Origin of the sequence: Robinsoniella sp. RHS, assembly GCF_001029355.1 — a bacterium.
GTDB lineage: Bacteria > Bacillota > Clostridia > Lachnospirales > Lachnospiraceae > Robinsoniella > Robinsoniella peoriensis.
Map to the genome: position 1 here is coordinate 1 of NZ_JNGB01000096.1, position 12330 is coordinate 12330.

Annotated in this window: 23 protein-coding genes; all 23 read right to left on the bottom strand. The window is 38.6% G+C overall.

Annotation, left to right across the window (positions count from 1 at the left end; all coding sequences use genetic code 11):
• Positions 1–210: 210 nt before the first annotated feature.
• The 23 genes from secY to RHS_RS23120 all read right to left on the bottom strand — a co-directional run bounded on the left by secY (position 211) and on the right by RHS_RS23120 (position 12255).
• Positions 211–1527, bottom strand: coding sequence for a preprotein translocase subunit SecY (gene secY / locus RHS_RS23010; protein ID WP_027296197.1), 1317 nt, complete (start codon positions 1525–1527; stop codon positions 211–213).
• Positions 1527–1967, bottom strand: coding sequence for a 50S ribosomal protein L15 (gene rplO, locus RHS_RS23015; RefSeq protein ID WP_027296196.1), 441 nt, complete (start codon positions 1965–1967; stop codon positions 1527–1529). Before rplO ends, secY begins: the two co-directional genes overlap by 1 nt.
• A gap of 23 nt (positions 1968–1990) precedes the next feature.
• Positions 1991–2173: a 50S ribosomal protein L30 gene (gene rpmD / locus RHS_RS23020; RefSeq protein WP_027296195.1), complete on the bottom strand. Its 183-nt coding sequence runs from the start codon at positions 2171–2173 to the stop codon at positions 1991–1993.
• 14 nt (positions 2174–2187) lie between these two features.
• Entirely contained in the window at positions 2188–2697 is a 510-nt protein-coding gene (gene rpsE / locus RHS_RS23025; protein WP_044289690.1) for a 30S ribosomal protein S5, read from the bottom strand.
• Between the two features lie 12 nt (positions 2698–2709).
• Positions 2710–3078, bottom strand: a complete 369-nt coding sequence (gene rplR / locus RHS_RS23030) for a 50S ribosomal protein L18 (RefSeq protein ID WP_027296193.1) — start codon at positions 3076–3078, stop codon at positions 2710–2712.
• Between the two features lie 17 nt (positions 3079–3095).
• Complete coding sequence (gene rplF / locus RHS_RS23035) at positions 3096–3635, bottom strand: 50S ribosomal protein L6 (RefSeq protein WP_027296192.1); 540 nt, start codon at positions 3633–3635, stop codon at positions 3096–3098.
• 78 nt (positions 3636–3713) lie between these two features.
• Positions 3714–4115 (bottom strand): 30S ribosomal protein S8, encoded by a 402-nt coding sequence (gene rpsH / locus RHS_RS23040; protein WP_027296191.1) that lies wholly within the window; start codon positions 4113–4115, stop codon positions 3714–3716.
• A gap of 29 nt (positions 4116–4144) precedes the next feature.
• Positions 4145–4330 carry a type Z 30S ribosomal protein S14 gene (locus RHS_RS23045; protein ID WP_027296190.1) on the bottom strand — a complete coding sequence of 62 codons (186 nt, stop codon included), beginning with the start codon at positions 4328–4330 and terminating at the stop codon, positions 4145–4147.
• 18 nt (positions 4331–4348) lie between these two features.
• Positions 4349–4888: a 50S ribosomal protein L5 gene (gene rplE / locus RHS_RS23050; RefSeq protein WP_027296189.1), complete on the bottom strand. Its 540-nt coding sequence runs from the start codon at positions 4886–4888 to the stop codon at positions 4349–4351.
• A 22-nt stretch (positions 4889–4910) separates the two neighbouring features.
• Positions 4911–5222, bottom strand: a complete 312-nt coding sequence (rplX, locus tag RHS_RS23055; protein WP_044293836.1) for a 50S ribosomal protein L24 — start codon at positions 5220–5222, stop codon at positions 4911–4913.
• A gap of 15 nt (positions 5223–5237) precedes the next feature.
• Positions 5238–5606 carry a 50S ribosomal protein L14 gene (rplN, locus tag RHS_RS23060; RefSeq protein ID WP_027296187.1) on the bottom strand — a complete coding sequence of 123 codons (369 nt, stop codon included), beginning with the start codon at positions 5604–5606 and terminating at the stop codon, positions 5238–5240.
• 18 nt (positions 5607–5624) lie between these two features.
• On the bottom strand, positions 5625–5897 hold the full coding sequence (rpsQ, locus tag RHS_RS23065) for a 30S ribosomal protein S17 (protein WP_044289688.1): 273 nt from the start codon (positions 5895–5897) through the stop codon (positions 5625–5627).
• A gap of 101 nt (positions 5898–5998) precedes the next feature.
• Positions 5999–6199: a 50S ribosomal protein L29 gene (rpmC, locus tag RHS_RS23070; RefSeq protein WP_027296185.1), complete on the bottom strand. Its 201-nt coding sequence runs from the start codon at positions 6197–6199 to the stop codon at positions 5999–6001.
• Complete coding sequence (gene rplP, locus RHS_RS23075) at positions 6189–6626, bottom strand: 50S ribosomal protein L16 (protein ID WP_027296184.1); 438 nt, start codon at positions 6624–6626, stop codon at positions 6189–6191. The genes rpmC and rplP overlap by 11 nt, the downstream gene beginning before the upstream one ends.
• On the bottom strand, positions 6626–7282 hold the full coding sequence (gene rpsC / locus RHS_RS23080; protein ID WP_027296183.1) for a 30S ribosomal protein S3: 657 nt from the start codon (positions 7280–7282) through the stop codon (positions 6626–6628). Before rpsC ends, rplP begins: the two co-directional genes overlap by 1 nt.
• An 11-nt stretch (positions 7283–7293) precedes the next feature.
• Positions 7294–7680, bottom strand: a complete 387-nt coding sequence (rplV, locus tag RHS_RS23085; protein WP_027296182.1) for a 50S ribosomal protein L22 — start codon at positions 7678–7680, stop codon at positions 7294–7296.
• 31 nt (positions 7681–7711) lie between these two features.
• Positions 7712–7993, bottom strand: a complete 282-nt coding sequence (gene rpsS / locus RHS_RS23090) for a 30S ribosomal protein S19 (RefSeq protein WP_027296181.1) — start codon at positions 7991–7993, stop codon at positions 7712–7714.
• 40 nt (positions 7994–8033) lie between these two features.
• Positions 8034–8879 (bottom strand): 50S ribosomal protein L2, encoded by an 846-nt coding sequence (rplB, locus tag RHS_RS23095; RefSeq protein ID WP_027296180.1) that lies wholly within the window; start codon positions 8877–8879, stop codon positions 8034–8036.
• A 65-nt stretch (positions 8880–8944) separates the two neighbouring features.
• Positions 8945–9244 carry a 50S ribosomal protein L23 gene (gene rplW, locus RHS_RS23100; protein ID WP_027296179.1) on the bottom strand — a complete coding sequence of 100 codons (300 nt, stop codon included), beginning with the start codon at positions 9242–9244 and terminating at the stop codon, positions 8945–8947.
• A complete protein-coding gene (gene rplD, locus RHS_RS23105) occupies positions 9244–9864 on the bottom strand; it encodes a 50S ribosomal protein L4 (RefSeq protein WP_027296178.1) in 621 nt (206 codons plus the stop codon). Before rplD ends, rplW begins: the two co-directional genes overlap by 1 nt.
• A 28-nt stretch (positions 9865–9892) precedes the next feature.
• Positions 9893–10528 carry a 50S ribosomal protein L3 gene (gene rplC, locus RHS_RS23110; RefSeq protein WP_027296177.1) on the bottom strand — a complete coding sequence of 212 codons (636 nt, stop codon included), beginning with the start codon at positions 10526–10528 and terminating at the stop codon, positions 9893–9895.
• Between the two features lie 137 nt (positions 10529–10665).
• The gene (rpsJ, locus tag RHS_RS23115) at positions 10666–10983 is read right to left on the bottom strand and encodes a 30S ribosomal protein S10 (RefSeq protein WP_027296176.1); all 318 of its coding nucleotides are present in this window, start codon (positions 10981–10983) and stop codon (positions 10666–10668) included.
• A 300-nt stretch (positions 10984–11283) separates the two neighbouring features.
• On the bottom strand, positions 11284–12255 hold the full coding sequence (locus RHS_RS23120; protein ID WP_047834495.1) for a hypothetical protein: 972 nt from the start codon (positions 12253–12255) through the stop codon (positions 11284–11286).
• Positions 12256–12330: the final 75 nt, after the last annotated feature.

Genomic DNA, 12330 nt, shown 5'->3' on the forward strand with positions numbered 1-12330 from the left:
TCTTAGCCTGTGTTCCTTTACCGGCTCCTGGTGCACCTAACATGATAATCTTCATACTTTACCCCTGCCTTTCCTTGGACATTTATGATAATCCATCCTATCTGCTCAGAACCATGAACAGATATAATCCATCCTATATAGCATTTAAGTGCACTACCCACCTATCGTTACCTGCCTGTGCAGATAACGATAAGTGATGCAGTACACTGTTTACTCACTTAAGAAGCCTCTATAATTACGTACTAACATCTGTGATTCAATTTGCTTTAATGTCTCCAGAACAACACCTACGATGATGATGATGGATGTACCACCAAAGGAAACATATGCACCAAATACTCCATTAAAGAAGATTGGAATTATAACAACAATTGTAAGTCCTACAGCTCCTAAAAATACGAGATAATTTAAAATTTTGTTTAAGTAGTCTGTGGTTGGCTTACCAGGACGTATACCCGGAATAAATCCACCCTGCTTCTTCATATTATCCGCTACTTCAATTGGATTAAAAGTAATGGATGTATAGAAATAAGCAAAGAAAATGATCAGGACAATGTACAGCACCAAACCAACCGAATAAATCGGCTGTTTCGGGCTAAACCAGTTGTTCTGGCTCATCATTCCAAGGATTGTAGCGCCAACACCAGTTCCTCCGGTCTTTCCTAAGAACGATGCGATTACAGTCGGCATAGACATCAGGGAAGACGCAAAGATAACCGGGATAACTCCGGCTGTATTTACTTTTAACGGAATATGTGTGGACTGGCCTCCGACCATCTTCCGGCCCTGCATTTTCTTTGCATACTGAACAGGGATTCTTCTCTGTGCATCGTTCAAAAGTATAACTAACACAACTGTAACCACTATTACTGCAAGGATTACTAATGCTGCCAGTGAACCACGGGCAACTGATTTTCCTTTTATGAATGTAGTATACAGTGAAGATAAATCTGAAGGGACTCTTGAAAGAATATTAATCATCAATACGATAGAGATACCGTTTCCAACACCCTTTTCAGTAATACGTTCACCAACCCACATTAAGAAAGCAGAACCAGCTGTTAAGGAAACTACAACCATAAATGCTTTCAGGAAGTTCATATCCGGAATTAATCCTTTGTTACCAAAACCAATTGCCATGGCAATTGATTCAATTAATGCTAAAGCAACCGTTACATAACGGGTAATAGCAGTAAGTTTCTTCCTGCCATCTTCCCCTTCTTTTTGCATTTCCTCTAACTTTGGAATTGCAATGGTAAGAAGCTGGATAATGATCGAAGATGTAATATAAGGTGTAATATTCAAAGCGAATATTGACATCTTCTCGAAAGAGCCACCGGTAAATGCACTAAAGAAATTAAATGCATCTCCGGTCTGGTTTGCAAACCAATTGGCTAAGAATGTTCGATCCACTCCTGGAACAGGAAGCTGAGAGCCCAATCTTATTACTACCAGCATCAAAAACGTGAAGAAAATCTTTTTTCGTACTTCCTTAATTTTAAATGCATTTCGTAGCGTCTCTAACATTAGATCACCTCTGCTTTTCCACCAAGTGCTTCTATTTTAGTTTTTGCACCTTCACTGAAGGCATTTACTTTAACAGTAAGCTTCTTTGTAAGTTCACCGTTGCCAAGTATCTTAACACCATCTTTTGGACTTTTAATAACACCTGCTTCCATTAATGTTTCAATGGTAACTTCGGTATCATTTTCAAATCTTTCAAGCTCGCTAACGTTGATTGCTTCAATGTCAAGAGTATTTCTGTTCGTGAAACCTCTCTTCGGAATACGTCTGTATAAAGGCATCTGTCCACCTTCGAAGCCAATTCTTGTTGCTCCTGAACGAGCCTTCTGTCCTTTATGACCTTTACCAGCAGTTTTACCGTTTCCTGAACCGTGTCCACGTCCTCTTCTGAAGTTATCACTTTGTCTTGAACCTTCAGCAGGCTGTAAATTTGATAAATCCATCACGACACCTCCTTATCAATAATTTAGATTTCTTCTACTTTCACTAAGTGCTGTACTTGTTTAACCATTCCCATGGTAGCTGCGTTGTTTGGTAATTCAACCGATTTATTAACTTTTTTCAGTCCCAAAGCTGCTACAGTGGCACAATGTTTTGGAATAGCACCAATTGTAGATTTAACTAATGTAACTTTTACTTTATCTGCCATTTTTCAAATCCTCCTTACGCCAGAATCTCTTCAACAGATTTTCCGCGAAGTCTAGCAACTTCTTCAGGAGACTTGATCTGTCTTAAGCCTTCGATTGTTGCAAGTACTACGTTTTGTTTATTGTTTGATCCTAAAGATTTTGTACGGATGTTCTTGATGCCTGCAAGCTCAAGTACGCTACGTGCAGGACCACCAGCGATAACACCGGTACCTTCAGGAGCTCTCTTTAACAATACGGAAGCACCACCGAATTTACCCTGAAAATCATGTGGAATACTAGCATTGTCATCTAAAGATACATTGATGAGCTTTTTAGCAGCATCTTCTTTTCCTTTACGGATAGCTTCTGGAATCTCAGTAGCTTTACCAAGTCCAGCGCCAACGTGTCCATTGCCATCACCAACAACTACCAAAGCTGTAAAACGGAAGTTACGACCACCTTTAACAACTTTTGTAACACGTTTAATTGATACTACTTTTTCATTCAATTCTAAGCTGCTAGCATCAATAATTGTATGTTTCATGTGTTCTACCTCCTAAAATTCTAGACCAGCTTCTCTAGCTGCATCTGCTAATGCTTTGATTTTACCCTGATATATGAAGCCGCCTCTATCAAAGACAACAGTTGTAATACCTTTTTCCAAAGCCTTTTTTGCAATAACAGTACCTAAATATGCTGCTGCATCAACGTTATTGGTCTTTTCCAGTTCCGCTTTAACATCCTTCTGAAGGGTGGAAGCTGAAACAAGCGTATTTCCAACTGTATCGTCAATAATTTGAGCATACATATGATTATTACTTCTAAACACTGCTAAACGTGGTCTTTCAGTAGTTCCGCTGAAACGATTACGAATTTTCAGGTGTTTTTTTTCGCGAACTTTTGTTCTGGATTCTTTATTAACCATTTTTACACTCTCCTTAATTATTTCTTACCAGTCTTACCAACTTTACGTCTAATAACTTCATCAGCATATTTAATACCTTTTCCTTTATAAGGTTCCGGTTTTCTCTTCTCTCTGATTTCAGCTGCGTATTGGCCAACTTTTTCTTTATCGATACCTTTTACAACGATCTTATTTCCTTCTACAGTAGACTCTAATCCTTCTGGATCGATCATTTCTACCGGATGGGAATATCCAAGTGATAATGTTAATTTCTTACCAGCTTTTGCTGCTTTGTAACCAACACCGTTTACTTCAAGAACTTTCTGATATCCTTCACTAACACCAACAACCATGTTAGAGATGAGAGTTCTTGTTAAACCATGTAATGATTTCATTTTCTTTAAATCGTTTGGTCTGGAAACAACAACCTGACCATCTTCTAATTTGATATCCATTTCAACAGGTAATACTCTTTCAAGTGTACCTTTGCTACCTTTAACAGTAACTTTATTGCCATCTGCAATTTCAACAGTAACGCCTGCCGGAACTGCTACTGGCATTCTTCCGATACGTGACATTTGATATGTCCTCCTTACTTAAATTTTCGGAAAGGTCATAGACCTTTCTGTTTTCAGTAACTTCTAATAGTTCACAGCCTACCAAACAAATGCAAGTACTTCTCCACCAACCTGAAGCTTTCTAGCTTCTTTATCAGTGATAACACCCTGGTTTGTAGAAATAATTGCTACTCCTAAACCTCCAAGTACTTTAGGAAGTTCTTCCTTGTTTGCGTAAACACGTAAGCCCGGTTTAGAAATTCTCTTAAGACCTGTTATGATCTTCTCATTTTTATCTGCACCGTATTTTAAGGTGATACGGATTGTATTAAAGTTTCCATCTTCTACGATATCATATTTTGCAATATAACCTTGATCTAAAAGAATGTTTGCAATAGCAATTTTCATTTTAGAAGCAGGTACATCTACTGTATCATGTTTAGCAGTATTTGCATTACGAATTCTTGTAAGCATATCTGCGATTGGATCGCTCATTGTCATTTAAGTTGCCTCCTCTCTACTTCTTTATCCTACCAGCTTGCTTTTCTCACACCTGGGATCTGTCCTTTGTATGCTAATTCACGGAAGCAGATTCTGCAGATTCCGTATTTTCTTAAATAAGCATGTGGACGTCCACAGATTCTACAACGGCTGTATTCTCTTGTAGAGAATTTTGCCGGACGTTGCTGTTTGATTTTCATTGCTGTTTTAGCCATGAAATTTCCCTCCTATAACTATTTAGTAAACGGCATATTGAACTGTGCCAATAATTCACGAGCTTCTTCGTCAGTCTTAGCAGTCGTAACGAAAATTACGTCCATACCTCTAACCTTGTCTACTTTATCGTATTCGATTTCAGGGAAAATTAACTGTTCTTTAATACCCAGTGCGTAGTTACCTCTTCCATCAAATGCGTTAGGGTTTACACCTCTAAAGTCACGTACACGAGGTAATGCTAAATTGATCAGACGATCAACAAATTCATACATTCTCTCGCCACGAAGTGTTACCTTACATCCGATTGCCATACCTTCACGGATTTTGAAATTAGCAACAGAATTCTTTGCTCTGGTAAGAACTGCCTTCTGTCCTGCAATGGTTTCCATGTCTTTTACAGCAGTTTCTAATAATTTGGCATTATCTTTTGCTTCGCCAACGCCCATATTGATAACAACCTTATCAATTTTCGGTACTTCCATTACATTTTTATATCCAAATTTTTTGATCATAGCATCTACGATCTCATTATTGTAAGTTTCTTTCAGTCTACTCAACTTGTGCGGCCTCCTCTCTTAATTAATCGATCACTTCGCCAGTTGCTTTCGCAAAACGAACTTTTTTGTCTCCATCCATTTTAAAACCAACTCTTGTTGCTTTACCTTTGTGAAGCAGCATTACGTTTGAAACGTCAATAAAGGCTTCTTTATTAACAATTCCACCCTGCTGATTCGCTGCTGATGGTTTTGAATGCTTTGTAATCATGCTTACGCCTTCCACAAGTACTCTACCTGCTTTTACGTCTACAGCAAGAACTTTGCCTTCTTTATCTTTATCTTTTCCAGCGATTACTTTTACAGAATCGCCCTTTTTAATTTTCATAGCTGACATTATTTTGGCACCTCCTTATAATACTTCAGGAGCTAAGGAAACAATTTTCATGAATTGTTTTTCACGAAGCTCTCTGGCTACTGGTCCAAAAATACGAGTTCCTTTTGGATTCTTGTCATCTTTGATGATAACAGCAGCATTTTCGTCGAATTTAATATAAGAACCGTCTTTACGACGAGCGCCTTTTACTGTACGAACAACTACAGCTTTTACAACATCACCTTTTTTTACAACACCGCCTGGTGTTGCATCTTTAACGGTAGCTACGATAATGTCGCCGATATTTGCATATCTTCTGGTAGATCCACCCATAACTCTGATACAAAGTAATTCTTTGGCACCAGTGTTATCAGCAACTCTAAGTCTACTCTCTTGTTGTATCATGCTGATATACCTCCTATACTATTTAACTCTCTCGATGATTTCCACAAGTCTCCATCTTTTATCTTTGGATAATGGTCTTGTTTCCATAACTTTTACGGTATCACCAATGTTACATTCATTTTTTTCATCATGTGCTTTTAATTTATATGTTCTCTTTACGATCTTTTTGTAAAGAGGATGTTTAACATGGTCTTCTACTGCAACGACAATTGTCTTATCCATTTTGTCGCTAACAACTTTACCAGTACGGGTTTTTCTAAGATTTCTTTCCACGTTATTTACTCCTTTCATGGTATAAGCACGCCACGAGACTATCCCGAATATCGTGCGAATCTACACCCACCCCACTCCTGAAAGTGTTTCCTGGTCCAGTGGATTTGGTGTATCCTTTATTATTGAGCCTTCTCAGTGATCACTGTCTGAATTCTAGCGATGTTCTTGCGAACTTCTTTAATTCTGCTTGTGTTATCTAACTGATTGGTTGCGTTCTGGAATCTTAAGTTAAAAAGTTCCTTTTTAGCAGCTACTAATTCTTCATTTAATTCTGCAGCTGATTTGCTTTTTAAATCTTCTACAAATTTATTAATTTTCACTGTTATCACCGCCTTCTAAGTCTGCGCGAGAAACGATCTTACATTTACAAGGTAATTTATGCATAGCAAGACGTAATGCTTCACGTGCGATATCATCTGGAACACCTGCAAGTTCGAACATTACACGTCCTGGTTTTACAACTGCTACCCAGTATTCTAATGTTCCTTTACCGGAACCCATACGAGTTTCTGCTGGTTTAGCTGTTACTGGTTTATCTGGGAAAATCTTAATCCAAACCTTACCACCACGTTTGATGTAACGGGTCATAGCAACACGGGCTGCTTCGATCTGGTTTGATTTGATCCAACATGGTTCTAAAGCGACAAGTCCATATTCTCCGTTTGAAATCGTATTTCCTCTAAGTGCTTTACCAGCCATAGAACCACGGAACTGTTTACGACGCTTTACTCTTTTTGGCATTAACATTATTTATCGCTCCCTTCCTTTGTTCCTTTAGTTGGAAGTACTTCGCCTTTGTAGATCCAAACTTTTACGCCTAATTTGCCGTAAGTTGTATCTGCTTCTGCGAATCCATAGTCAATATCTGCTCTAAGTGTCTGAAGTGGAATAGTACCTTCGCTGTAGAATTCTGTACGAGCCATATCTGCTCCGCCAAGACGTCCTGCAACTGCTGTTTTGATACCTTTCGCTCCGGATCTCATTGTTCTGGTCATAGTAGATTTCATTGCACGTCTGAAAGAAACACGGTTTTCTAACTGTAAGGCAATGTTTTCTGCTACTAACTGAGCATCTTTATCCGGTCTTTTTACTTCTTTGATATCAACGATAACTTTTTTATCTGTAAGCTTCTGAACTTCAGCTTTTACTTTTTCAATTTCAGAACCACCCTTACCGATAACCACACCTGGTTTTGCAGTATGAATGATTAATTTCACTCTGTCAGATGCTCTTTCGATTTCAATCTTAGATACACCTGCGCTATATAACTTCTTCTTCAGGTATGTTCTGATTTTGTGATCTTCTACTAAATAGTCAGCGAAGTCAGCCTCAGCATACCATTTGGAGTCCCAGTCTTTAATAACTCCGACTCTTAAGCCGTGAGGATTAACTTTTTGTCCCATGATTGCCCTCCTTATCTTTCATTCAGCACAACAGTGATATGACTTGTTCTCTTTTCGATTCTGTAAGCTCTACCCTGTGCTCTTGGTTTGATTCTCTTCATTGTAGGTCCTTTATTAGCGTAACATTCCTCTACATAAAGGTTTTCTACACTCATTCCGTTGTTGTTCTCAGCATTAGCGATTGCTGATTTCAATAATTTCTCTATTAAGCTAGAAGCATATCTTGGATTATAAGTCACAATACCAAGTGCTGTCTGTACATCCTTACCTCTGATGGCATCTAATACGAAACATGCTTTCTGAACAGAAACTCTAGCGTAAGATAACTTAGCGCTCGGTCTTGTGTCTTTCTGTGCATTTCTCTCTCTTTTGATTTGGGATCTATGTCCTTTTGCCATGGATGAAACCTCCTTTCAAATCTACGATATTCTAGCGAACGCCAGATCTTTTTTCATCTTTTCCATGTCCTCTGTAAGTTCTGGTAGCAACAAACTCTCCAAGTTTGTGACCAACCATATCTTCTGTAACATATACAGGCACATGTCTTCTTCCATCATGAACTGCTATTGTATGTCCAACCATCTGTGGGAAGATTGTGGAACGACGGGACCAGGTTTTAATAACCTGTTTCTGTCCTGCTGCGTTCATCGCATCTACCTTTTTCAGTAAACTATCATCTGCAAATGGTCCTTTTTTAAGTGAGCGAGCCATAGGTTCTAACCTCCTTGTAAACTTTAATTGAATTGATTAATTAGTTAATCGCTTTACCGTCGCGTCTTCTTACGATCATCTTATTAGAATGTTTGTTTTTCTTTCTTGTCTTTAAGCCAAGAGCAGGTTTACCCCAAGGTGTACATGGACCTGGACGGCCAATACCTGTCTTACCTTCACCACCACCATGTGGATGATCGTTAGGATTCATTACGGAACCACGAACGGTAGGTCTGAAGCCCATATGACGTTTTCTACCAGCTTTACCAATATTGATCAGGTTATGATCACCATTACCAACAACACCAATCGTTGCTCTGCAAATGATCGGAACCATTCTCATTTCACCTGAAGGAAGACGAAGTGTTGCAGTTTTTCCTTCTTTTGCCATTAACTGAGCGCTGTTACCTGCTGAACGAACTAACTGTCCGCCTTTTCCAGGATACATTTCAATATTGTGAACCATAGTACCAACCGGAATATCGGATAACGGCATACAGTTACCAATTTTCACTTCTGCTTCTGGTCCATTCATAATTTTCATTCCATCTTTTAATCCCTGAGGAGCTAAGATGTAAGCTTTTTCGCCGTCTGCATAGCAGATTAATGCAATATTAGCAGTTCTGTTCGGATCGTATTCGATTCCGATTACAGTTGCCGGAATACCATCTTTTTTATTTCTCTTAAAATCGATGATTCTATATTTTTTTCTGGATCCGCCTCCGCGGTGTCTTACAGTGATTTTACCTTGATTGTTACGACCAGAGTTTTTCTGAAGAGAAACTAATAAGCTTTTTTCAGGTTCGCTCTTTGTGATTTCTACGAAATCAGAACCGGTCATATGTCTTCTGGAAGGTGTATATGGGTTATATGTCTTAATTCCCATTATTGTCACTCCTTTCAATATTTATTGTCACGCTTTTCTTGCGTATATTTTAGTTGCGGTTGATTCTATAATCCTTCAAAGATTTCGATATCTTTGCTTTCTTCTGTCAAAGCAACAATTGCTTTTTTCGTTTTAGCAGTTTTTCCAACAGTAGTTCCACGTCTTTTTTTCTTACCATCCATATTCATGGTATTAACGCTTTTTACCTTTGTTCCTTCGAACATTTTTTCAACTGCTTCTTTGATCTGATTCTTAGTAGCTTCTGTATGAACTAAGAAAGTATATTTCTTCTCGCCCATAGCATTCATGCTTTTTTCTGTAATAACTGGTTTAAGGATTACATCATAATATTGTATTGCAGCCATTATGCGTACACCTCCTCAATTGCCTCTACAGCAGCTTTTGTTAAAACAACTGTATTATATTTTAAAATATCGTAAACATTGATTGTGCTTGTAAGAGCAGTCTGTACACCCGGAATGTTTCTTGCAGATAACACTACATTGTTGTCATTCTCTTTTGTAACAACTAAAGCTTTGTTTAATTTTAAGTTGTTCAATACATTCTGCATTGCTTTTGTTTTTACTTCATCTAACTTCAGGTCATCAAGAACGATTAATTTGTTCTCCTGTAATCTTGAGGTTAATGCAGATTTTAAAGCAAGTCTTCTTTCTTTCTTGTTCATTTTGAAAGAATAATCTCTTGGTGTTGGAGCAAATACAACTCCGCCGCCCGTCCACTGAGGAGATCTTGTTGAACCCTGTCTTGCATGACCGGTTCCTTTTTGTCTCCAAGGTTTTCTTCCACCGCCGGAAACTTCTGAACGAGTTTTCGCTTTCTGTGTTCCCTGACGTTTATTAGCAAGCTGGCTTACAACTGCCATGTGTACTAAGTGATCATTAACTTCAACACCAAATACAGCATCGTTCAGCTCCATTGTACCAACTTCATTGCCTTCCATATTGTAAACAGATACGTTTGCCATCTGTGTGTTCCTCCTTTCCTATAAAAGCCTATTTACCAGCTTTTACTGTTTCTTTGATTGTTACCATAGATTTCTTAGGTCCTGGTACAGCACCTTTTACTAAAAGCAGATTGTTTTCTACATCAACTTTTACAATTTCCAGATTCTGGATTGTAATCTGTTTAGCTCCCATGTGTCCCGGCATTTTCTTGCCTTTAAATACTTTACTTGGATCAGATGCAGAACCATTTGAACCAGCATGACGATGGAATTTAGAACCGTGGGCCATAGGTCCTCTACTCTGATTATGTCTCTTAATCGCGCCCTGGAATCCTTTTCCCTTTGAAATAGCAGTTGCATCAATCTTATCGCCAGCTTCAAAAATGTCAGCTTTGATTTCCTGTGCTACTGAATATTCCTCTGCATTGTCAAACTTGAATTCTCTGACATATCTTTTATAAGAAACACCAGCTTTGTCAAATTGGCCTTTCATAGGTTTGTTCACTAATTTTTCTCTCTTATCAACAAAACCTACCTGAATTGCTTTGTAACCATCATTTTCTTCTGTCTTAACCTGAGTTACTACACAAGGTCCAGCCTGAAGTACGGTTACTGGAGTTAAAACTCCGTCTTCATTGAAGATTTGAGTCATTCCGACTTTTGTCGCTAAAATCGCTTTCTTCATTCTTTTTACCTCCTGTTTTTCTACAGCGGATTACACCGTGTTGTGCAATCATCCTAGTCAAACAGTTAATATAAGTGGAACTTTTCGTTACTTCTATATCAACCTTTTAGGATAATCTCTGTTCGAATACCTGTTTCTTATTTGCTTTTCATTTTGATATCAATGTAAACACCTGCTGGCATTTCCAGTCTGGATAATGCATCAACCGTCTTCTGGGTTGGTGTCATGATATCGATCAGTCTCTTATGAGTTCTCTGCTCGAACTGCTCTCTGGAATCTTTGTACTTGTGTACAGCTCGTAAGATTGTAACAACCTCTTTCTTAGTAGGAAGTGGTACCGGTCCACTCACCTGAGATCCGTTCTTCTTCACAGTTTCGATGATTTTCTTTGCGGATGCATCAATTAATTGATGATCATACGCTTTTAATGTAATTCTCATTACTTGACTTGCCATAAAAAAAGTCGCCTCCTTTTCGCACTTAATTGCAGTACGACAAGCGGTGACTGTACACTCTCCCGTGTGTATCATCTTAATACTACACGTTGTTTCCATTCTTTGATGGACAGTTATATATTGTACAGTGACTTGTCGCCAGTTTTCTAACTTGACATTCGCTCCATGGAAAACCTGCAGATTAAACTGCAGCAACCTCACACTTCTACGCTATCAAGGTCACAACACGAATGATTATATAGCATAACCCTCGCAAATGCAAGGGTTTTTTAGGAAAATTTGTATTTTTTTTGTACACAGCTATTTATTGGTAATTTTTCGTATTTTAATCTCTTTTAGAACCTGTTCATCGTTAAAATCAGGGTTTTCCATTATTATCCTGCCGATACCGGATACCAGGGGTATCTCCATCTCCAGCAGCTCAGCAATGTCCGCCGTCTCCCAGCCTTTATTTATCTGCTTTCGGATTAAAGTAATACAAAGTAGCTCTTTTCCAGCTTCTCTGCCTTCTGCGATTCCTTCTTTCTTCCCCAGTTCCCGTTCCTCAATCCCATGAATTCTAAGTACTTCTTCCATATTACACTGTGCATACAGCATTTGATCTGCCCGGCTTCCATACTTGTCCAGGAAATCCGACACGATTCCTCTGCGCCTGCAATCCTCTATTCCGCGACTGACTGACGCTTTCTTACCGTATCCCATCTTCAGATTCATTCTGATACTTTCTATAAATATAGAATACTCTTTCAATGCACGGCACTTCTCTAAAAGGGGATGATTGGCATCCAGGTTTATGTTGATGACTTTTACCGTCAGTTCAAGTGCCGGCTCGCCGCCATGTGCCTCAAAAACATCAGATAAACGAAGTGTCTCTTCTGTCATGCTGTCTCCTTCGCCATTATAAAAAACATAAAACTTCGGCCATGGTATCAGCATCCTTTTCTTTTGATATATTTCTTTGGAATCTAATAGGGATTCCACTATTCTTCCGTAATAAATCACATCCTGTACCGGAATATTCCGGGTTTGGCCCGTCAGGTGTTCACTGATAACCAGCATTTTGCCGTTAACGGCAAATGCAAGATCATTTTTCCCAGTCATAAACAGTTCATCTTCCTGAGCCAGATAATCAATCTGGGATGGGTCTGTACATTTTTCAGATTCTATAGCATTAAATAGTTCCATTGCATTTTGGGGCTCTCCAAAGTATGTTGCAAATGCGCTTGCTTTAAACCCTGTGTTTGAATAATCTCTGCTGTTGTTTTCTTTCAATCTTTTTCCTCCTATATTTTAGCATATGATTCTGGGTATTACAATGACAAGCAGTAAACATAAACCTATGTTATA